Source organism: Paenibacillus sp. FSL L8-0470, from assembly GCF_038008625.1.
GTDB lineage: Bacteria > Bacillota > Bacilli > Paenibacillales > Paenibacillaceae > Paenibacillus_AQ.
In genome coordinates, this window is the sequence record NZ_JBBOZM010000001.1 from 4,327,056 (window position 1) to 4,348,192 (window position 21,137).

A 21,137-nucleotide genomic window follows, 5' to 3' on the forward strand; every position below is an offset into this window, starting at 1 on the left:
CAGTAACGGGCTACATCCGGCAGGGGATGGTGATCTGTATACAGGTACCTATTCCGGATCGGCTGGCGATAGCTACGCCGTACCCGTTCCCTCCATGCAGTTTGATCCGGGAATCGACATTGCGGATGCCGTAGCCGATCCGGGGTCCTTCCGGTGCCAGAATCTGCTCTATGGTGTCAGCGTTCATGCCCACACCATTATCAATAATTTTGAATATAATGTCCGTTTCCCGCTTCTCCACGACAAGCCGGATTCCGATCGTACTTCCGAACCAGGCATGCTCTAGCGCATTCTCAAGCATCGGCTGCAAAATCAGCTTGACGGTCATATAATCAAGCGCCGCAGGATCAATATCATAATAGACGGACAGCCGGTTGCCATATTTGATGCACTGAATGGCAATATAGGCTTTGGCATGTTCAATTTCCTTGCCGACTGTAGTGAGAATTTCCCCGCGGTTCAAGGAGAGCCGGTAGAATTTCGCCAATTCCTGAACGAGAATGTGCAGCTTCTGAATATCTCCGAATTGTGCCAGACGGTTGATCGAGGACAGGGTATTATATAGAAAATGGGGATTGATCTGCGCCTGGAGCGATTCCAGCTCCGCTTCTTTTTTCTGGAGACCGGCAACATAGTTTTTGTGGATCAGCTCTTCGATATTGCTGCCCATCCGGTTAAACGCTGCAGCAATCTGTGCCAGTTCATCGTTTCCTTTATAGTGGATTCTTTTCTGGAAGTCGCCATCGCGAAAAGCATTCAGTGAACCAACAATTTTTTGGATTCGGCGGGAAAAATAACTGGAGACTCCAATACCCAGGAAAGCCAGCACAAAAGCGCTGATCAGGCAGACGATCAATGTCATCCTCCGCACGTTATTCGCACTTTCGTCGAACAGGCTATTCGGAATGTAGGCCCGCAGCTCCCAGCCCAGGCCGTTCAGGGGTTCACTCAGCAGCAGCCGGTTTCCGGTCCGGGAACCCTTCAGTTCCTCCGCTACCGGGGCTGATTCCAGCACCACATTTCCGCTGCCGTCCAGCACTTCAAGAGTCGTGTGCTCTCCAATCTTGTGATAATCCACGGAGTCCAGCAGGTCGCTTATTTGGACAGTCACGCGAACCAGCCCGATGTTCTGCCCCCGATGGACATCGTACAACTGTTGCAGCAGCGAAATATTGCCGTAGCTCTCATCACGCAGAATCTGGCGCCAGAGTCTTTGGTCCGCCATGCTTCCTTGGAACTCCAATTCACGGTACCAGTCTGTCTCCTGTATCCGTTTCAGATGATAAATCTCATAACGTTTAATCGAAAGCAGCGGATTCTGATCAATATCTGTGTAGTATAATTCCGGAAGGGTATCGTTCTGGAGGTAAAGGGACAAGCCGATATTGCTGGCTGTGTAATTCAGAAGATTTTCAAGCGTCGGCATCAATGTCTTCGTCATCGTCTCATAGCTGTACCATCCCTGCTCGTAGCGGCGCAGAGCGCTCTGCAGACTGTAATTGTAATACAGCATTTTGGAAATCCGTTCAACATCATCCGTACGGTAACGAATGTTGTCCCGTATCTGCTGCAGCGTGCCTTGTATATTTTCCCGTGTCTTCTCTCTAAGTGAGTTCACGGAATGCGCATAGGCGAACATGCCGACGGTAAGGACGGCAACCAGCAGACAGAGTACATAAGGTACTATCAGCTTATATCCAAAAGGCACATTCAGCATGCGGCGCATGTTATAGATGCCTCCGGTAATCGCCCGGACTGACGCCATAATAATCCTTGAACTGCTTGCTGAAATGAGACAGATTCTTATATCCGACCTGGTGTGCAGCTTCATAGACCTTCAGCTTCGGATCTCCGAGCAGCAGCTTGACGCGTTCCAGCCGCCTTATGGAGACATAATCGGAGAAATAAATGCCTGTCTCATCGTAGAAGATTTGACCCAGGTGATTGGGGGAGAACGAGAAATGGATCGCCGCATCCCGCAGCATGACGTTATTTTCCAGCTCCACCTCAATGTAGGCTTTAATTTCTTCGATAAGCTTGTATTTCTTGCCCTGCCGTTTCCGCTGAAGCCGTTCAGAGAGCTCAAACATCCGGCGGCGGAGCCAGGATTTCATATCCTGGGTTGTCTCAAATTGATATAAAATACTGAGATGTTTTCTGTCCAGCCCCAGCAGAATATAAAAGTCCTCGTTAATCGTATGCAAAAAAGCATCCAGTTTGGAGACAATGTGCAGAAACAGCTGGTAGATTTCCAGCTTGGTTTCCATTTTGCCGACCCATACGAACAGTTCCTCATTGCAATCGTCGACAGCGACCAGACGGTAAGAAGATACCGCCAGAAATAAAGACTGCAGAATATCATCCAGATCCTTCGCCGTGGCCGAGATCAGACCTTTGGCATCCGTATGGAGAATCAGCTTGCCCTTGCCCAGAAACAGCTTCAGTCCCAGCGCCTCTTTGGCCCGCCGGAAGGAGAGATGCAGCTTGGTAAGACTTGTCACAGGGGGACCAACCCCAATAGTCACTGTAAGCGGTGTCCCGCTGACCGCCATAGCAATCAGTCCCTGCAGCCGGCTGCTGTCCACCCGTTCTTCCACGATGAGGGCATACCGGAACCGGTCCAGCCGGCAGAACTGAATCCGTTCCTGTGCACAAAATTGCTCCACCGCTGTCTCCAGCCTTCTCTCCATCTCAGCCTTGGCTTCTCCCCCAAAGCCGTTCAGTTTCCAGGATAAATCATCCGGTTCCAGCAGCGCGGTGTACAGCACGGTCCGATTCCATGTAATCCCAACCTGCTGGAGCAGGGGCAGCATCTTGTCTGCATCCGGCATGCCGTCATCCAGCAGCTGCATGAACAGCTCCCGCTTCAACAGGGGCTCCGAATCTGAGAAGCAGCGCTGCAATTGGGATTGCGCATGTTCCCGGTCTAGCATGCCCCGCACCTCTTCAAGCGTCCTGCGCATATCTGCATCATCTACTGGCTTCAGGACATAGCCGGAAGCACTCATCGAAATCGCTTGCTTGGCATACTGAAAATCCTCATGACCGCTAACAAAGATGATCTTCGGCTTTGGGTTAAGCTCCAAGGCAAGTGCTCTGCGAGCCAGCTCCATCCCCGACATAATCGGCATTCTGATATCGGTGACAATGATATCCACGGTCTGTGACCTCAGCACCTCCAGAGCTTCAAAGCCGCTGCTCGCGGCTGCGCAAACGTCCATGCCCAGGCTCTCCCAGTTCATGAAGCGCTGCAGTCCTTCCAAATCCAGCAGTTCATCGTCAACCAGCAGCACCTTGTACATATCATCCCATCCTTCAAATCTGTATAGATGAGCTTAACCCATAGTCTGCCACGCAGTTCCTTATCCAACCTTACATTTTTTAGCAAAAGGGTATACTTGGTTACAGTATACCCCACAGGTACAGTAGACTCTAGCGTTATTTATTTCATCTTGCTGAGGTTGTTCTGCCATCTTTCCGTCTGGAATTTAAGCAGCTTGTCATAGCCGGCACGTTTAGCATCCTCATTGGCTTTGCTTAAGAGGGAGCGCACTTCGTCATCGCTTTTGGCATACAGCGCTTTAGCAAAAACCTCCTGATAGATATCGTTGACAGCCGTCGCAATCGTTCCCTCTTCCGAATCCGGCAGCGGGTCCAGATTCGCAAACTCCGTAAAGTTCTTCGAAGTATTCCATGTGACTTTTTTCTGGGCCAATGTCGTCCAATTTTGTTTCTCTTCCGGCAGCTGCGCATCCATCAAAGCCTTGGTCTGATCGATGAAGGTGGTATTGCCCACCCAATTGAAACGGCCGATTCTTTCCTTGTCTTTATCAGCCTGTGGAGTGTTCAGCCCGGCCTCATTCTGAATCGGCACCCCATCAGCATCCGATTCATCCCAGTACAGGCCCTGGCGTCCAAAATTCAGGATACGCTGTCCCTCTTCACCCGTTGCCCAGTCCAAATAGGAGAAGATCGCTTCCGGGTCCTTCGCTTTCTTCGTAATCACAAGCACATTCCAGCCGAGCGAGCTGTAATTGTTCGGAGTGATCTTCTTCGCGTCAAGCCCTGCCTTATGAATCGGCCAGATGATGTCGTACCCGGACTCCGGATCAAGGGTCCGCAGCGCGTTGTTCGCATCCCGGCCCGGATTGACCACATCACCCTCCACGAATACAGCAACCCTGCCCGTCACAAGCTTCTCTGTTACTTGATTGCCCGTTTGTGTGAACGCATCCTGGGTGATCAGCTTCTCACGAAACAGCTTGCTGGCGTACAGCATGTTCTCGGTGAATATCGGATCCTCAAAAATTGACTCCAGCGCATTTCCCACCGGATTCGCCTTGGGCAGATAAGGCTTATTCTCGGCAAAACCGCCATACATCGTATCAATGCCCCGGCCCTTAGCCCCAATCTCCAGCGGAATCACATCACTGTACTTTTCCTTGACCTGCTTCAGGTAGGCATACAGGTCATCATAGGTTTCCAGCTTCGGGGAACCCAGCTCTTTATAAATCTTCCGGTTGATAATCCACCCGCCATTGCCATTGGGACTTGAGGTGTACCAGTTCGGGAACTGGTATAGCTTGCCGTCGTCGGAGCGGAGCATGCCCAGCGTGGCTTCACCGGCATTATTTTTCAGATTCGGATATTGATCAAGGTATTCATCCAGCGCCACAAGCATTCCTGCCTGCCGCAAACGCTCCACATTGGCACCACGGTCCATCATAATAACATCCGGAAGACTGCCCGAGGCAATCATCGTGCTGAACTTGGTTTCTGCGGCACCGCTGGACTGGATGGGTGTCATATTTACCTTAAGGGTATCTCTAATCCAGGCGGTTGTGGAATCCTTGCCCCACGGCTCTGTAGTGTCCCAATCGTAATTGCTGTAGTAACTGAAAGTGACCGGCTTTACGGTGCTTCCTACCGCTATGGCAGGCGCAGTATCAGTAGCTTTGGCAGTTTCCGCAGCAACAGGTTCTTTTGTCGGTTCAGCGGTGCTTTGAACGGTTGCATTGTTCGCTCCGCCACAACCCGACATCAGCAGCACCGAACACAATACAGCCGTCATTACCGGCAAGCTCTTGTTACGCTTCAAATGAGTAACCCCTCTCTAATGCTTACTATACGCACGCAAACTCTGAATCATAAGCAAACCATTCACTTCAAGTGAAGCCGCCTATTCCTTTAATGAACCGATCAGCACACCTTTGACAAAATATTTCTGCAGGAACGGATAGACCATAATAATCGGCAAGGTAGCCACCATGGTTGTGGCCATGATCAGTGATTTGGATGTGACCGATTTCATCAGCGCCAGCCGGTCCTGAGCCGCCGCATTGGCACCGATGGACTGCAGCTGATCCGTTACGATATTGGAATTCAAAATCTGCTTCAGCAGAGTCTGGATCGGAATGAGATTCGGATTATTGATATAAATACTGGCCGAGAACCAGTCATTCCAGTGCCATACCGCAGTAAACAGTGACAGGGTCGCCACAACAGGTCCGGAAATCGGTAAAATAATCCGGATCAGTACACCGATGTGATTGCAGCCGTCAATCCGTGCCGACTCGGCCAGACCTGAGGGCAGCCCCAGAAAAAACGTCCGGAAAATAATCATGTTATATACGCTGATTAATCCGGGAATCACCAGCACCCAGAAGGTGTCCATCATGCCAAACTCGCGCAGCAGCAAGTAAGTTGGAATCAGTCCGCCGCTGAAATACATTGTAATGACGCAGAACACCATGAAAAATTTCCGGCCCATCAGCTCCTGTCTGGATAACCCATAAGCCAGAATGGCTGTGAACAGCACCGACAGAATCGTCCCGGCTATTGTCCGCAGAACGGAGACCAGGAACGCCTGACTGATCCGGCTGTCATGGAACACCACTTCATAATTGTCGAGCGTCGGGCTGCGTGGCCAGAATGTAATGCCGCCAAACGCCGTATCCGCGCCCGTATTGAAGGAGATCACCAGTGAATTCCAGAAGGGATACAGGGTGACGAAACCCAGCAGGATCAGCAGGAAATAGATGATCACTTGCAGTACTTTATCTCCCCGCGACAGCTTCATCATAACCTGTTCCCCGCTTTCCGATAGACTGTACCCACACTAGACCAAGTTTCCAAAAACCCATTCGACGTCCCTTTGCTTACCATAGGCTTGAGCCCATTTTCCTGGCCGCTTTGTTGGCGATAGCCAGCAAGCTGACGCTGACAACCGCTTTGAACAATCCTGCTGCCGCCGCATAAGAGAAACGGCTGTTCAGAATCCCCATGCGGTACACATAGGTGTCGATGACATCCGAGACGTCCCGCAGGATCGGATTGGTAGCCAGAATCAGAATGTCCTCAAAACCGGCATTCAGAATGTTGCCCACTGCCAGAATCATAAAGATGATAATAACCGGCCGGATACAGGGCAGCGTGATTAGCCCAATCTGCTGGAAGCGGCCCGCCCCGTCAATGGAAGCGGCTTCATACAAATGCGGGTCAATGCCGGCAATGGCTGCCAGATAGACAATCGCCGCAAAACCGATTTCTTTCCACACCCCCGTTCCAACGAGTATGCCCCAGAAGTATTCCGGCACTGACAGAAAGCTGATCGGCTCTGAGGTAAGATCCAGGCTCATCAGCAGCATGTTTACGCTTCCATTATCCGTCGAAAGCATCGACCCTACGAACCCGCCGACTATGACCCAGGAGAGAAAATGCGGCAAATAGCTGACAGTCTGAATGATCCGCTTGAACGCCATCCTCCGCACCTCATTCAGCATCAGTGCCAGCAGGATGGGTGCCGGGAATCCGAAGCATAGCTTCATCAGGCTGATGACAATCGTGTTGCGCATCACCGTCCAGAAGTCGGGCGAATTGAAGAATGCCTCAAAGTGCTTCAGCCCGACCCAAGGACTTTGAAAAAAACCGCCGAACAGCTGATAATCCTGAAAGGCCATCAGCACCCCATACATCGGCAGATAGCTGAATACGAAGATAAAGATCATTGCCGGTACAACCATCAGCTGAAGATCCCACTGCCTGATCCATCTGGACCAGGAAGAAACAGAATTCCCTTTCTTGTAAGATAAGGCCCTTGGTTCGATTTCCACATTTGTCATCCTTCCTGTGTCTTTGCTTTACACCTTAATCTTATGTCGCACAGGAAGGACGTACCAGTACCGTGGTCAACGAAAAATGTGGTCTGGCAATGATGACAATCAGCAGCTTGAATGCGGCCCAATTATCTATTCCTCTTCCTCCGGCAGCTTGATGGCCTTCACGTTGTCAATGTACAACGTACCACTGCCTTGGGTTCCGCTGCCTTGGGCCACATAGAAAGCAAATTCCTTGATAGAGCCCAGATCAATCACACCGTTGCCGCTGGTGGCCCACCCCGGTTTGGCAAAACCGGTAAATGGAAGAGTGACCAGCACTGGTGCAGTACCTTGGATCTTGAAGCCGGCTTCCCACACTTCACCGTTCGTCTCATGGAACTGGACAGCCAGCTGGCGGTTCGAGCCATCCGGCTGCAGCCAGAAGGATATCGCTTCCATCCCCGGCCATTCCTTGCCCATGCTGCGGTAGACCCCCGCGTAGCCGGGATTCCCGATCGTGTAATCCAGCTTCAGGCCGTAGGTGCCGCTGTTCGTATGGTAGGTGTCGAGTGTTACCGTCGCTGCGTTGCCTGAGATGTTGCGCTGCCATTTCGCACGCAGACTGCTGTTCGAACCGCCATACTCCTCAAAATCATCGATCATATAGCTGTCCACCGGCGGAGGGACAAACGGACCGTTTCCGGTTTCACCGTTGTTTAATGCGCGGGGATGGCTGTAAAGAGATTGAATGCCGCTGAGTGAATTTTTATCGGTCAAATATCCGGACCAGGTCATGAAATATACGTACCTCGGCTGTTTCTCCTGCAGCATCTCCATATCCGGCAGCTCCCCGTTCTCTCCGATCGCAATGGGTCTGCCGCCGCTCAGCTGCACCAGCTTGTTGTAATACGTATCACGGTAATCGTTGTTGTAAATATCCATCGCCAGCACATCCACCTCATCATGTCCAGGATAATAAGGGGCTGAATCATAGGCCCAGGAGCTTTCCGCATTCGGGCTCCACACCCAGATTAAATTGTCCAGCCCATGCAGGTTGGTGAAGCGGTCGTACATATTGTGCCACAGCTGCCGGAACAGCTCGGGACGCGCCCCCCACCAGAAGAATTCAGCGTTCATCTCGTGATAAGGCCGCCACAGCACCGGGATTCCTTCATCCCTTAGCTGCTGCAGATAACAGGCTACTTCGTCCATTTGTGCCGCCCACTGGTCATACAAGGCTGTACCGGGAGTTACGATATCCGTCATCTGGGCAACCGTAACATCGCCCGTGACACTTTCCCAGCCAGCCGTCGGCGCATCCATCGGCCTAGGCTCATGATAGGTCAGCGTCACCATGGCTCCCTCTTCGCTTTTCACAATGGCCTCGTCGATCATCGCCTGGCGTAATGCCCCGAAGTCCCCGCCGGTGTAATAGGCGAAATCCGAGCCCCACAATGCCGGGTAATACCCGGTCAGCTCTGCTGCCGTGTCATACCACAGGCTGGGTTGTTCGTAATAATTATGCTGCCCTGTATAAACGGCATTGCCCACCGTGGCATACAGTCGGTCCAGCAGCTCCACCGCCTCTTCTGAAGCATTCGGATTCACCGGATACATCTTCTCTGTGGTCACCTGGAGCGCACTCGCAGCTGACACCGCAGCGCCTTCGCTGACCGCCTTCACCTCGATGTCATACAAACCTTCCGGGGACAAGCCCTCCAGTTTGTACGCATATAGTGCTTGACCGGGAACATACGGCACCGTTACATGTTGCCACTCGGTATCGGCTTCTTTTTTATACGAAATCTGGTAAGACTTTACGCCAAAAGGACCTGTAGAAGCTTCCCATTCCAGATCGGCGGATACACCATCCTTACCCGTCACTGAGAATCCCTCGGGTGCCCCGGGTGCAAGCTCCAGCGGAAGCTGCGGAAGTTTGCCGACAACAACCTGATCAAGGAACAGCTCCGCACCCGTAGTGTTACTCACTGCAAGATGCATGGACTGGGCTGCTGCGCCGGTGAGTACCTGCTGCTCCAGCCGTTTCCAGCCTAAAGACGCCTCCGCTGGCAGCGGGTGCGTAATTATGTCGTTGTCCTGATAGACGGCAAGACTTACTGTAGCAGGCGGGACAGACGTGGCAGCTGAAGATCTGCTCCAGTACGAAACCAGATAAGAAGCATCACCTTCGGCGGCCATCTCAGAGGTCTTAATTCCTGATGGGTTCAGGAGCTTTAGCGCATACCCTCCCGAGTACGTGTCATAAGTTACTGTCTGCACGGTCCCCGTGGTTTCCCAAGGTTCTGTACTTCCGCTCTCGAAACCGCTATTAGAGACAAGGTTCGTCCCCGGAGTTGCTTCCAGTCCCATCACCGCATCTGAAATGTTGCCTGACGCATCCTTGGAGCACAGCATAATAGCGTACACTGAAAATGGATCCAGCTGACTTAGCGTATAAGTGTGCATTGTGACTGTCTCCTGATGGGGTATGGTCACTGTGCTCCAGTCCGGCGCGTCTGTTTTTTTGTACGACAGCTGGTAGGATGCTACGCCCATATCATCCGTTGATCCCGCCCAAGTCAGCTTTAACGCTTCCGGCTCATGCTCGGCCTGCCAGACACCGGGCGTTGTCGGCCGTTCGATATCCACATTTTCACGAATGACTGCATCGTCAATATAGTAATCCTTGCTGGTGCTGTTCCAGAACGATAGACGGACATGCTGATCCCCGGGAGCGGGGGTATACAGCAGCTGACGGTATTCCCAACTCGTCGAACCCGAGAACTGAAGACTTTGTTTGCCCTGCTGCGTGCCGAATGAATCCATATCAATTACAGCATGAGTCACTCCTGCTCCGGCGAATTTGACCCATAAACCGACACGATAGGTTTTGCCTTGCTGCACCGCCACAGACGCCGAGGCTCCCCCGGTATTCCGTTTCACCTGAAGACTTTTATCCCCTCCATGCTTTTCACTGGCAGTCACTACAGGGCTACCCCACTTCTCCCAGCCGACATCACCTGACTCAAAACCCGGATTACCGAGCAGATTCTCTCCTGCCGCACGCGATGGAGCAGGAAACACAGCGATCGATGCAATAAACAGAGCGACGGCCAGCCAACCATGGAACCATTTTTTGCCCGTTTGTGCAACCACTTTGTTCAGGCCTCCATTTGAAAAAGCCGGTTTATATTCGATATTGACATCGTCCGGCCCCTTCAATGTAAGCGTTACCATTTAACTGAACAAGAATCATTTGCAACGAAAAGTTTGTTTTAGCAACGACTAATTTGAAAAGGTCCCCCCTGCTGCTGTTTATCCCTGTCCGCAACTGCCGATGTACGAAAAGCTCCGTTGCCGCAGGAGACGGCGAGCACCTGTCCGCCTGCACAATCGACAGCAATCCCCTTCCAGCGGGGGGCGCCAAGAGATAGATTCTCCCACTCCTCCCAGGACAAACCTCCATCCCGGCTGCAGACGACCCGGGCCTCCGTTCCGGTACGAACCATCGGCTCACAGGCCAGAATCAGCAGGTCCTTGCCGGAGTTCCCCTTCCCCACAGCAAGCGCCGACACATTGAACCGTTCTCCCTCCCCGGCCGGGAACAGCTTGCTCCAGCTTTGCCCGTTATCCTCGCTGCGCCATAACCCTTCCGAGATAAATCCCGCATATAGGGTGCCTGCATGAGTGGGCGAAAACGCCACTGCATTTAATACAGAGGACGGGCTGCTGTACTGAAAAGGAAGTCCCGCACCGATGGATTGCCAAGTGTCCCCGCTATCCTTCGAGCTCCAGATCCCCTCCGTCCATTCCCCGAGCATAAGATGTCCTGCCTGATGGTAATCCGTGTCCAGCAGTTGATTGGCTCCACAGGCATTTTTGACCTGATAGACAACTACCGGCAGCAGCTCAGCTTCAATCCACTTCTTCTGATGCGGCAAAGTTGTTATATGCACCGGAGGACGGAATGCCGTCCGTTCCCAGGATTCTCCCCCATCTCTGGAGCGGTAGATTCCAGCTCCGGAGGCCATCTCACCGTCCACAAAAGCATAGAATGTCCCTGGCTTGCCCCTATCTTCACGCAGTGCCTGGACGAACAGACCCGGACCAAGGGAAAGTACGGCTGCCGCACTGCCGCCTCCGTCACGGCTCCGTGCAATGCAGGCCGTTCGCCCATGTCCGACAAGCCCGTACAGATAATGCTTGTCGTCTGTTCCGGACATGACGGCAGCAGTACTGCCTGAGTAGCCATCCAGACCCGGTAAATTGCGGAAGGTCTGCCCGCCATCCTCCGTGATCTTGGGCGGATGGTCTGCCATCGTGACGCAGAACTTCCCCGGCTGCACCGTGTCAGCGATCACCGCTTCCATGCAGGTCGTTTCCAGCCCCCGGAAATGATTCGCCCGCCAGCTCTTCCCCCCATCCTCGCTGATTGCAACTCCATACCAGTTGCATAGATAGAGGCGGTCCTTGCTGAAGCGGTCTACGATGATTTTGGAGATCGCCCAGCCTGTTGCCGCCGCCCGGGATCCTCCGCTGAAATGATCCATATACGCTGGAAAGCCGCTGAGGTCTTCATCGGAATAAGGATGGAGCAGTTGCCAATGTCCACCCCCGTCACAGGAAACATACAGTGGAATCGGCGGACACTCCTTCATATGCGGCCGCAGATCCGGGGCCGTGTACCATCTTTCCGTCCGATGGCAGTCCTGCACAACGGTCCCGTATCTCTGTCTGCCGGGCAGCAGACCTTCTTCCGTGGAAGACCAAGTCCTGCCGCCATCGGTGCTGCTCCGGATTCCACCCCAGATCGTAGCCGCCAGCAGATGCTGGTTATCAAGGCTGTCGAATGACAGCTCGGCAAAGCTGGGCCCTTCCTGCAGCAGCTCCCAGGATTCTCCCAGATCAGAGCTGACATACAGCTTGCCTGACCTGCCACGGGGCTGATCCTGAAGCAGACCCAATACACCGCCTTCGCCGACTTCTACATAATCCATGTTCAAATCGTCATCGCTTATTGTTCCGGCATACAAGACACCGGGAACAGAGGGGTGAAACGCAACGCAGCCAAACCGTTCCTCTGGAAGCCCCGTGCGTCTCCAGGTCTCGCCTTCATCCCGGCTGATCCAGAAGCCGCCGGTATACCCTCCGGCGGCCATTATGTCCGGGTGGTGAGGGTCTGCCGCGATCACCTCACCGTACATCCTGGTAGGACCATTGCCGTAGAATCCCATACCCGTGCAGACTTCCCGCCAGCTATGCCCGCCATCGGCGGATTTATGGACCGATCCGTAGAACTTCCGGCTCCTGACCTCCCCGGAGCAGCGAAACAGCACCTCCGGGTGATGCGGACTGATCGCAAAGCTCTGCACCTGATGGTGATACGCCTTCGTCAGCCCGCCATTCAGCGTTTCCCAGGTCTCCCCGCCATCGGAGCTGCGGAAGACACCCGCGACATCGCAGCGGGCGTACACAATCCCGCTTATGCCCGGGTGCTGAATAAGCCCCGTGATATACCCGCCTCCACCCAGTGTAGCCGGAGTCCAGACATGCGCGGTATTTTCGATATTATCCATAATGCTTAATACCTCCTCTACATCTCTTCAAGCTTACACCCGGGCTTCAGTTATGGGCATCCCTGCGAACAACGAATTGTGCCGCTGGGCAAGGAAGATATTTTCATCAAAAAGTTATAAAACTACCCATTCACACAAACAGAAATGGTAGTCATTGCATCTCTTATACTATCCAACCGGAAAGAGGTGTTAACTATGACAGAACGTGCAAGAATTCGCAGGGCCATTGCTGCACTGCGTGCGCAAAGAGCCATTCTGCGCGAACAGCTGGAAGAAATTAATGAGAATTTACGCAGAGTGCCTAATCCAAGCCGGGCCAGACGGGAACTTTTGGCAGCGAGGGTAGCTATCAGAGAAGCATTGCGTTTAAATGCCATCGCCATTCGGCTTTTGCGCAGTGTGCTGTAACCGGATTATGCTGAAGTTAGTGCAGTAGCAGGTATCCTGTGAAATAGTTTATCGGGCATCCTTTGGGATGCCCTTTTTTTGTAGGCTGATCCTTTATATCCGAAAAAAAAAGAGCACCGGGACTCTCCCCGAATGCTCTGTTCTCTGTTGCCAAGACGGCTTAAGCACGGCTTTCCTGCTCTTCCGGCTGTAGCCGGAGTGCCAGTTCTGGAAATCTATCTTCGCATGCTTTAATCTCTTGGATAATCCATTGCCATTATATCCATAAAAGGCACCTTGACCAGCTCTTCCTTACAGCTGAGATGCACCTTACCCGTGCGCGGGTCCATGCCGACAATCTGCCCCCGGACCTGATCTTCCTTGCCCCAAACCGTCAATAGCACTTCAGAGGCCTCCTGCATCGCTTCCGTCAGTTGATTGCCGATTTCCTCCAGCACAAATTCATCTCTTGTCGGCCGTTTGGCCACCTTTGCTTTTGCCACACTATTCCTCCGTTAAATTAAAACTGTTTCCACTCTACGTAGCTTAACATTTCCTGCAGGTCTGAACAAGGTAATCGTGATTTACTCCTTCTGCTGTAGAGAGTAGTTCCACTCATGTCACGAATCTCAGAATCGACCTGGGAAGCTGATCGGTGCAACTCATCAGCTCCAGTTCGCGCTCAAATAAAAGGAGTCGCTGGCGCTTCCCTGCCAACAACTCCTTTTGTTATTTTCTTTTATAGCTCTTAGCCCAACTTAATGTCATTTCTTGAAAACTCACCTGTCTGCGCCAAGTCCTATGAGTGGTTTCCCACTCGTTAACAGCTTGCTTATAAGGTGTGTAAAATCGCCAATCACTAATATCCCAGGAACAATAAATTTTTCGATAAAATTTTCCGAATGGAATGTCTTGAGAGTATCTTCGTACGGCCTTACTTGCCTGTCGTTTTATCCAACGACTTGCCTGGTCTTTACTTACGGGTGTTTTCTTAATGCTTCTACTCAAATCAACTCTAACCTCCTTAAGGGAAGCTAGAGTCCGTCTAGTAATTTCATTGATTCACCCCTTATTTTTCCATATCCAGATAATAAACCGATTAACTCACTGAAGCAACTATTCTTTTAGCATGTAATCCAGAAACTGCTCGATGAAATCAAAATCATTTACGGATCTTTAATTCGCTCTGATTCTGCATGCTGCTTGCTCCAAAGAAAAAAGCCGCTGATTAATCAGCGACCTCCTCTCAAAACATTAAAATATATTTGTGGGGCTACAAATGCTAAGAACCAAAATAAAATAAATATCGCACCAAGAATATTTCTAAGCCGACCCTTTTTCATACGGTTGATGAAATACCCAGGAATAATGAAGCTTGCCCCTAAAATTAGAAACGGCATGATCAGTAAACATAGTTCACGAATGGATAACATGCCAAAAACCCCTCCTGCTCAATAGTTCTGCAAAAGAGATTCCATACCTCGAAAGTATGAAGAACGGCTCCTCTGGCGAATGCGAAAACGTGTTGGACTCAATTCCGGAACTTGTCCACAAGCGCACTATACACCTCATATCTGTTCTCCCATACTATTTTCCGGTTATCGAATGGCTTACCGTCCAGCAGCGCTGAGATCACCTCCAGACAGACATGCCACCCGGAGAGGTCTTTGGCTGTATGGTCCGTAATTTTGCCTATGGTTTCGATTAATTGCAGGCGGCAGCCTTCCCGCTCCGTAAGCAGCTCAAAACGAACCTTGTCCTCTCCCCATATAAATTCCAATACGGAGTTCCGCTCAAAATCAGTAATCTCTAATTCCAAAAAGGTACCGTCCTGCATATCAAATTCGATGATCCCGCCAGTCCGTAAATCCTTTACCCTCAGCTCGGAGAACCATTCCTTCAGCAGTTCATTTTGAGTCAACATCGCCCAAACGCGATCCACAGAATGCTTGTAATGGAATTCAAAGGTGGCTGTGAAGCCTTTCTTAACCGCTATAATCTCAGCAATCATTGATAGTCCCCCTTTCCTGTGATCAATAATATGCTTATCCTTTAAACTGTAAAGTGATCCGCAAGAAGAAGTGATGCCTAAAGTTCAATAAATATAATTTTGAAAAAACCCAGATATTTCTTTTTTTCTTGAATATCACCTATAAAATGAGTATTGTCTTTTACATCAGGAACGCTGTAGACGGAGAACAAGATAAAATTTTCTCTTAAAGTCAGTGAATCCAGCAATGATTTTGCGATCTGGTTCATAATTGCTCCTGACTCCCCGACTTTAAATATCTCATCTGGCCGATTCATTGCATAATCCACAAAATCAGCTCTAGTCGGATTTGAGACTGCCAGTAGGATCAGAATGATTATCAATCCGAGCACCATACCCGTCTTTTTCTTAGTGGATCTGTGAGTAGTTCTTCCTGGGTTTACATCATAAGTCTTCTCCATTTCATCCCCTCCTGTGAAAACCTTAAACCATTTGGTTCTTTATGTAAATTGCAAACCTCTCCTTCAGTTTATGGTGCAGCGTACACGCAAACGGACAACCGCAAGGTTGCCCGTTCATTTAACCCGTATTTAGGATAGAAACTTATTAAACAACATAGTCTTCCAGTGAAATCCGGCTGCCGCCCAGACTGGCTTGAGGGCCCGCACCCACCCCAAGGGTCAGCTGTACCTGATCGCCGCTTAAAGTCTGATATTGGACCGACAGGTCATCTCCGGTGCTGAACTCCGGCGCTTTATTCGTCATTACTGTTGCAAAAGCAGGCAAGTCGCCAAATCCCAGCTCTGCTGCCTCTTTCACCGGAACAGCCTCCACGACAACTCCTCCCGGCATTCCTGTAGCCGTAACCTCCAGGTAGTCCTGCCGTTCTTTCAACTCGAAGCGCTGGGACAAGTAAACAGCAAAGTAGACTTTGCCTGCCTTCCCGAACAGCGCCTCCTGCGACTTGATCCACTCCCCTTTGGGCAAAACCCCTACGATGGAGTCTTTCTCTCCTTCCGGAACGGGATACAAGGAAAGGACCGTACTCTTGTGAAACAGCACCTCCGTATGCGGACTCTGGTGGCGGGGATCGCCTTCCCGATAGCCTTGACCGGGATGGAAGAAATACAGCCGGTTGCTCCCTCCCTGTACGCCAATTGGCAGTGAGAAGGCCCAGCGCAGCTGTTCGTTGTCAAATTCCTCTACCCGCCCCCACATACCTCCAGCCGCATAATCCTCCGTGATATAAGCGTATGAATGCAGCAGCGGCTGAGGATCCGGGTCACTTGGCACAACCTTCCGGGTCAGCTTCTTGACTTCGACAGGTACGCTCCGGTCCAAAGCAGCGGACCGTACCTGCTCCGGCGCTTCATAGAATAATAATCCGGCATATTCGGTTCGCGGCATCTCCGCAGGCAATTTGAAGTCTCCAAACTGCACATAATCATGCAGCACATTGCCGTCCGCCGGAACATCATGCGGCCACCCCCGGGAATGTGCGCCTACCCAGGCGCCCTGCAGGTAGAAGTGCCCCCGTTCCTTCCACAGATAATCCAGCATTTCTGCCAGAATGTCTTTGATTTTAGGGTCCTCTTCCAGCTCCCAGGCACAGGTAAATGCCTGCACCCAATGCCAGAACCACGGCAGGCTGCCATACTCCGGCATGCCATTCCCGCGGATATAGGCCAGTGTATTCTGCAGGCTGAGCAGTCCGTCTTCGCATAACTCCTCATCATCAAACAGCTTGCCGAAGATCAGCTTCGCTGCAGTATATTTAGCTTCATGATGCCCGAAGGTCACCACCGGTTTGCGGTAAAATCCGCTACGGTAGATATGGCCGATGGCCGTATGAAAAGCAATTCGGAGTCCTGCACTGAACTCGCTGGAATACCGCTTGCAGAACCAAGCCATCAGGCTGCCCATAATTTCCACCGGAAGCTCATGCGGCAAGGCCTCCCGCGGCACCGGGTTCAGGCCAAGCGGCCAGTGTCCGTATAGCGCAGTCCCGGGCTGTCTGTTCTGCAGCAGAACGGTTTCCAGCAGCACGGCTTCTGCTTTCTGCTTCGCTGCTACACGGTCAAAGGGCAGCTCGCGAGACGGGTCTGCGGCAGCTGCGAACAGGTAAGAGGCATAATAAAAATTATTACGCACATCATCGTGGAACCAAAGACCGCTCTCCAGCAGCGGACGGCTCTCCGCTTCCAGCGCTACATTATATATAATTTCATCCTGTCGAATTTTATAAGGACTCTGAGTATGATTGAAATCCACCATTACCGGCTTCACCCTCCATATTTTAAGTTTCTTTTTATCGATCCTTGCCCACTCTCAGGAATCACGACTTCAACAACATCCCCTTCACTCTCCCTGAACCTTGTATTTCAGTCTATTGTGCACGCTTTCGGTTCATATGGCAATCTCTAAAACGACAAACAAACTAAATTAAACGCACTAAAAAAGATTATCACTTGCCAAATGAACGTAAATGGATTAAATTGTACCTATACGAACGAAAATACGTTTTTGAAGGAGATTGAATATCCAATGGAAAGACGTTTCGCCTCACATCCCAACGAAGTTAAGCAGTTTGATACTGAGCGCCTGCGCAAAGAGTTCCACATTCCCGTTATTTTTGCTCCGAATGAACTGAAGCTCGTGCTTACCCATGAAGACCGCATGATCGTCGGCGGTGCCAATCCCGTAACCGAAGATGTTGTGCTTACCACGGATCTGAAGGAACTGGGAGTCACTTACTTCCTGGAACGCCGTGAACTGGGTATCATCAATGTCGGCGGCAAAGGTTCAGTTGTTGTAGACGGAACAGAATATGAAATAGATTTCAAAGAATGCCTGTATGTCGGCCAAGGTTCCAAAGATGTGGTGTTCAAAAGCGCAGACAGCGCCAAACCGGCGAAATTCTACCTGAACTCCGCTCCGGCTCACCAGTCCTATCCTACAACCAAAACTACACTCGCCGAATCCGAATCCGGAGCAATGGGTGGTTTGGAGAACTCCAACGAGCGTACGATTCACCGCTTCATTCATACCAATGGCGTACAAAGCGCACAACTCGTCATGGGTATGACGCAGCTCAAACCGGGCAGCATGTGGAATACAATGCCTTCGCATACTCATCCGCGCCGGATGGAAGCCTACTTCTATTTCGATCTTCCAGATGACTCTATCGTGTTCCACCTGATGGGCGAACCTACCGAAACCCGCCATATCGTGATGCACAATGAACAGGCCGTCATTTCCCCAAGCTGGTCAATCCACAGCGGTGTAGGCACACATAACTATACCTTCATCTGGAGCATGGCCGGGGACAACAAACGTTATGATGATATGGACCCCGTAGGTATGAAAGAATTACAATAGAAAGAAATCAACTACGGAAAGATGAGGCAGGCGGATGAACCCGATACGGAGACACGAGATGATTATGGAAGTTATGCTGAACCAGAAGGACGTAACGGTAAACGAATTGAGCGACAAGCTCCAGGTGACGGGAAAAACAATCCGCGAGGACTTAAGCAAGCTGGAGGAACAGGGATTGATCGTGCGTGTACACGGCGGTGCTGTATTGGCCCAAAGTGATCAGTTCGGCATTCTGCCTTCCAAGAACCCGCTGGATAAATATTCCGACGAGAAAACGGAGATTGCGCTGCGCGCGCTTGCCCATATCGAAGAGGATGACATCATTGCGCTGGACGGCGGGAGCACCACGCTTGAAATTGCCCGGCGGCTGGACAATATGCCTCTGACGGTCGTCACCAATGATGTGTACATCATCAGCGAACTGGTTCCCAAAGACAACATACGTCTGGTCGTTCCCGGAGGCTACCGCGTCCGCAACATGCTCGCAGGTCCCGAAGCTGTCTCATACGTGCAAAAGCTAAATATAGAAAAAGCATTTCTGTCGGCTACAGCCGTGCATATCGAGCATGGGCTGTCTATTTACACCGGTGATTTAATTGATTTCAAACAGGCCCTGGTCTCCACGGCCCGCAAAGTATTCGCCGCCTGCGATCATCATAAATTCGGGCATACCGCTTTGCGCACCTTCGCTTCACTGCAGGAAGTGGATGTGCTGCTTACGGACAGCGGCCTTGCACCCGAAACGGTGGAACAGTTCCGCAGTGCGGGCGTCAATATTGAATGCGGATAATAAATTGCACTTTATTTAAAAAACTTAAGTACAAATTCCACAATCCCCACTCAAAGGAGAGAATATTAATATGTCATCATTATTCAGTCTGGCTGGTAAAACAGCCATCGTAACGGGCGCTGCCCAAGGTCTTGGACAAGGTATTGCCCTTGCTTTTGCGGAAGCTGGCGCAGACGTTGTTTCTGCCTCCCTGAACACAAGTGCGGAAACCGTTGAAGCCGCCAAAGCTTTCGGCGTGAAAGCTCTCAGCATCGAAGCTGACCTGAGTGACCACACTACCCTGCAGGGCATGTTCGACAAAGCGCTAGAATTGACCGGCCACGTTGACATTCTGGTCAACTGTGCAGGCATGATCCGTCGTACTCCGGCCAAAGACCATAGCGAAAAAGACTGGTTCGATGTCATCAACCTGAACCAGAATACTGTATTCCTGCTGTCGCAAATTGCCGGCCGCCACTTCCTGGAAAGAGGGTCCGGTAAAATTATCAACATCTGCTCCATGCTTTCCTACCAGGGCGGGATCAATGTTCCGGGCTATACTGCAAGCAAACATGCTGTTGCCGGTTTGACCAAAGCCTTCGCCAACGAATGGGCCGGTTCCGGTCTGAACATTAACGCGATTGCTCCAGGTTATATGGCCACAGAGAATACCGCTCCGATCCGCGCGGATCAAAGCCGTTCTGACTCGATTCTGGACCGCATTCCTGCCGGACGCTGGGGAACTGCAGAAGATGTTAAGGGACCTGCCGTATTCCTGGCTTCCGCTGCTTCCGACTACCTGAACGGTCATATCCTGAATGTAGACGGCGGATGGCTGGCCAGATAAGTATTTTACTGAACTCAATAATAGAAACAGCAGCAGTCAGGGATGAGAAAGTAAAGTCCCAGATTGCTGCTGTGTTTTTGACAATCGTTCTCCGACAACTTCATTCTGCCCCTTATTCACCATAGTTCAAGAATGGCTGTACTCCATCCGACTTCTATATAAATTCAAGATTCGGACCTGCTCCTCGCTTAGCTCTTTAGCATTCCAATACATATGCATTAAATTATATTCGAACAATTCTTTTAATTTCATGAACAGCGGTAGTTTCGTAAGCATCTCGGAAGAGAGCTCATTCTCCTCTTTATATCCATCTACTAACGCCCTGGTAATGGATCTTTCATAATCTCTAAGGTTCTCTCCCCCTGAGAAGGAGAACTCCAGTGCAGAATAGATAGGAACGGCTAAATCGTATACATAATAATGTTTTTCACAATCTTGAAAATCAATCATCGTAAGGTTGGAGTCACTGTCTACAAGGATATTTTCCAGCCATAGGTCTCCGTGTATTAAGCCATAATTTGAATACTCCTGCGGTAGTTCCTTAATTTTGTTTACAACATCGTATGCAATTTCCCGTATGGTCTTCTCTTCTGTAGGAATGTACTTGAGAAAATCGTATTCTTTACACTCATGCCAATGATTGATATGTGCAGTAGTCTCAGAATTCATATATCCTTTACTGACTCGATGCATTCTGCCTATTTGTTGTCCAAGATCTCTAAATACTTTTTTGTTCCATTTTGAACGTGGCAGATGGATTCCTGATGCAGCCTGAAATACAACGACCCGCTTCTCTTCCTCTAACATTATTTTCCCAATGAATGAATTATTAATAGTGCCTATAACCTGGGGAACCCCTATGCCTTGGTTAAAAAGATAATTCGTCCAATTCACTTCATCTAATTGTTCTTGATAGGACTTATAATTCGTTATCCGAACAAAAAAAACACCTTTTTGAGATTGGCAACGGTACATTTCATTTGTTACGGCTTTAACATCATAAAAATTAATAGGATATGTATTATTTAGAAATCGCAAAATTCTTTCTTCCATACGTTGTTTACCTCAACTTTCTAAATGCTGCTTCATCATT

At 50.6% G+C, this 21,137-nt stretch carries 17 protein-coding genes; 4 read left to right on the plus strand and 13 right to left on the minus strand.

Translation table 11 applies throughout. The features are described from left to right. Window positions 1–10: 10 nt before the first annotated feature. From NST99_RS19530 to NST99_RS19560, 7 genes are all read right to left on the minus strand, one after another. Entirely contained in the window at window positions 11–1,765 is a 1,755-nt protein-coding gene (locus tag NST99_RS19530; protein WP_341093904.1) for a sensor histidine kinase, read from the minus strand. Continuing rightward, window positions 1,728–3,302, minus strand: a complete 1,575-nt coding sequence (locus tag NST99_RS19535) for a response regulator (protein WP_341093905.1) — start codon at window positions 3,300–3,302, stop codon at window positions 1,728–1,730. The genes NST99_RS19530 and NST99_RS19535 overlap by 38 nt, the downstream gene beginning before the upstream one ends. A gap of 140 nt (window positions 3,303–3,442) precedes the next feature. Then, the gene (locus NST99_RS19540) at window positions 3,443–5,071 is read right to left on the minus strand and encodes an extracellular solute-binding protein (RefSeq protein ID WP_445745037.1); all 1,629 of its coding nucleotides are present in this window, start codon (window positions 5,069–5,071) and stop codon (window positions 3,443–3,445) included. 108 nt (window positions 5,072–5,179) lie between these two features. Then, window positions 5,180–6,082, minus strand: a complete 903-nt coding sequence (locus NST99_RS19545) for a carbohydrate ABC transporter permease (RefSeq protein WP_341093907.1) — start codon at window positions 6,080–6,082, stop codon at window positions 5,180–5,182. 76 nt (window positions 6,083–6,158) lie between these two features. Further along, a complete protein-coding gene (locus NST99_RS19550; protein WP_445745038.1) occupies window positions 6,159–7,022 on the minus strand; it encodes an ABC transporter permease in 864 nt (287 codons plus the stop codon). Between the two features lie 225 nt (window positions 7,023–7,247). After that, complete coding sequence (locus tag NST99_RS19555; RefSeq protein ID WP_341093909.1) at window positions 7,248–10,334, minus strand: glycosyl hydrolase; 3,087 nt, start codon at window positions 10,332–10,334, stop codon at window positions 7,248–7,250. 38 nt (window positions 10,335–10,372) lie between these two features. Then, complete coding sequence (locus tag NST99_RS19560) at window positions 10,373–12,673, minus strand: hypothetical protein (RefSeq protein ID WP_341093910.1); 2,301 nt, start codon at window positions 12,671–12,673, stop codon at window positions 10,373–10,375. Window positions 12,674–12,868: 195 nt separating this feature from the next. Between NST99_RS19560 and NST99_RS19565 the strand changes: the two genes are divergently transcribed. Then, window positions 12,869–13,081, plus strand: a complete 213-nt coding sequence (locus tag NST99_RS19565; RefSeq protein WP_076109421.1) for a hypothetical protein — start codon at window positions 12,869–12,871, stop codon at window positions 13,079–13,081. 230 nt (window positions 13,082–13,311) lie between these two features. Here the strand turns inward: NST99_RS19565 and NST99_RS19570 are convergent, their stop codons facing one another. The 5 genes from NST99_RS19570 to NST99_RS19590 all read right to left on the minus strand — a co-directional run bounded on the left by NST99_RS19570 (window position 13,312) and on the right by NST99_RS19590 (window position 17,336). Further along, window positions 13,312–13,563: a YolD-like family protein gene (locus tag NST99_RS19570; protein ID WP_341093911.1), complete on the minus strand. Its 252-nt coding sequence runs from the start codon at window positions 13,561–13,563 to the stop codon at window positions 13,312–13,314. Window positions 13,564–14,292: 729 nt separating this feature from the next. Next, a complete protein-coding gene (locus NST99_RS19575) occupies window positions 14,293–14,493 on the minus strand; it encodes a hypothetical protein (RefSeq protein WP_341093912.1) in 201 nt (66 codons plus the stop codon). A 98-nt stretch (window positions 14,494–14,591) separates the two neighbouring features. After that, on the minus strand, window positions 14,592–15,071 hold the full coding sequence (locus tag NST99_RS19580) for an SRPBCC family protein (protein WP_341093913.1): 480 nt from the start codon (window positions 15,069–15,071) through the stop codon (window positions 14,592–14,594). A 77-nt stretch (window positions 15,072–15,148) separates the two neighbouring features. After that, complete coding sequence (locus NST99_RS19585; protein WP_341093914.1) at window positions 15,149–15,511, minus strand: hypothetical protein; 363 nt, start codon at window positions 15,509–15,511, stop codon at window positions 15,149–15,151. A 145-nt stretch (window positions 15,512–15,656) separates the two neighbouring features. After that, window positions 15,657–17,336, minus strand: a complete 1,680-nt coding sequence (locus NST99_RS19590; RefSeq protein ID WP_341093915.1) for a hypothetical protein — start codon at window positions 17,334–17,336, stop codon at window positions 15,657–15,659. 258 nt (window positions 17,337–17,594) lie between these two features. Here NST99_RS19590 and kduI point away from each other — a divergent pair, with 258 nt between their 5' ends. The 3 genes from kduI (at window position 17,595) to kduD (ending at window position 20,044) form a co-directional block, all read left to right on the plus strand. Continuing rightward, the gene (kduI, locus tag NST99_RS19595) at window positions 17,595–18,428 is read left to right on the plus strand and encodes a 5-dehydro-4-deoxy-D-glucuronate isomerase (protein ID WP_038593270.1); all 834 of its coding nucleotides are present in this window, start codon (window positions 17,595–17,597) and stop codon (window positions 18,426–18,428) included. A gap of 34 nt (window positions 18,429–18,462) precedes the next feature. Next, entirely contained in the window at window positions 18,463–19,218 is a 756-nt protein-coding gene (locus NST99_RS19600) for a DeoR/GlpR family DNA-binding transcription regulator (protein WP_076110042.1), read from the plus strand. Between the two features lie 70 nt (window positions 19,219–19,288). After that, complete coding sequence (gene kduD, locus NST99_RS19605) at window positions 19,289–20,044, plus strand: 2-dehydro-3-deoxy-D-gluconate 5-dehydrogenase KduD (protein WP_341093916.1); 756 nt, start codon at window positions 19,289–19,291, stop codon at window positions 20,042–20,044. Between the two features lie 126 nt (window positions 20,045–20,170). On the opposite strand, the gene NST99_RS19610 is transcribed toward kduD, so the two are convergent. Further along, complete coding sequence (locus tag NST99_RS19610; protein WP_341093917.1) at window positions 20,171–21,097, minus strand: phosphotransferase enzyme family protein; 927 nt, start codon at window positions 21,095–21,097, stop codon at window positions 20,171–20,173. Between the last annotated feature and the right edge of the window lie 40 nt (window positions 21,098–21,137).

Bases quoted from the DNA above. Each gene is read 5' to 3' on its own strand.
- NST99_RS19530 (WP_341093904.1), bottom strand. From the start codon at position 1,765: ATGGCGTCAGTCCGGGCGATTACCGGAGGCATCTATAACATGCGCCGC.
- NST99_RS19535 (WP_341093905.1), bottom strand. From the start codon at position 3,302: ATGTACAAGGTGCTGCTGGTTGACGATGAACTGCTGGATTTGGAAGGA.
- NST99_RS19540 (WP_445745037.1), bottom strand. From the start codon at position 5,071: ATGACGGCTGTATTGTGTTCGGTGCTGCTGATGTCGGGTTGTGGCGGA.
- NST99_RS19545 (WP_341093907.1), bottom strand. From the start codon at position 6,082: ATGATGAAGCTGTCGCGGGGAGATAAAGTACTGCAAGTGATCATCTAT.
- NST99_RS19550 (WP_445745038.1), bottom strand. From the start codon at position 7,022: ATGGTTGTACCGGCAATGATCTTTATCTTCGTATTCAGCTATCTGCCG.
- NST99_RS19555 (WP_341093909.1), bottom strand. From the start codon at position 10,334: ATGGTAACGCTTACATTGAAGGGGCCGGACGATGTCAATATCGAATAT.
- NST99_RS19560 (WP_341093910.1), bottom strand. From the start codon at position 12,673: ATGGATAATATCGAAAATACCGCGCATGTCTGGACTCCGGCTACACTG.
- NST99_RS19565 (WP_076109421.1), top strand. From the start codon at position 12,869: ATGACAGAACGTGCAAGAATTCGCAGGGCCATTGCTGCACTGCGTGCG.
- NST99_RS19575 (WP_341093912.1), bottom strand. From the start codon at position 14,493: ATGTTATCCATTCGTGAACTATGTTTACTGATCATGCCGTTTCTAATT.
- NST99_RS19580 (WP_341093913.1), bottom strand. From the start codon at position 15,071: ATGATTGCTGAGATTATAGCGGTTAAGAAAGGCTTCACAGCCACCTTT.
- NST99_RS19585 (WP_341093914.1), bottom strand. From the start codon at position 15,511: ATGGAGAAGACTTATGATGTAAACCCAGGAAGAACTACTCACAGATCC.
- kduI (WP_038593270.1), top strand. From the start codon at position 17,595: ATGGAAAGACGTTTCGCCTCACATCCCAACGAAGTTAAGCAGTTTGAT.
- NST99_RS19600 (WP_076110042.1), top strand. From the start codon at position 18,463: ATGAACCCGATACGGAGACACGAGATGATTATGGAAGTTATGCTGAAC.
- kduD (WP_341093916.1), top strand. From the start codon at position 19,289: ATGTCATCATTATTCAGTCTGGCTGGTAAAACAGCCATCGTAACGGGC.
- NST99_RS19610 (WP_341093917.1), bottom strand. From the start codon at position 21,097: ATGGAAGAAAGAATTTTGCGATTTCTAAATAATACATATCCTATTAAT.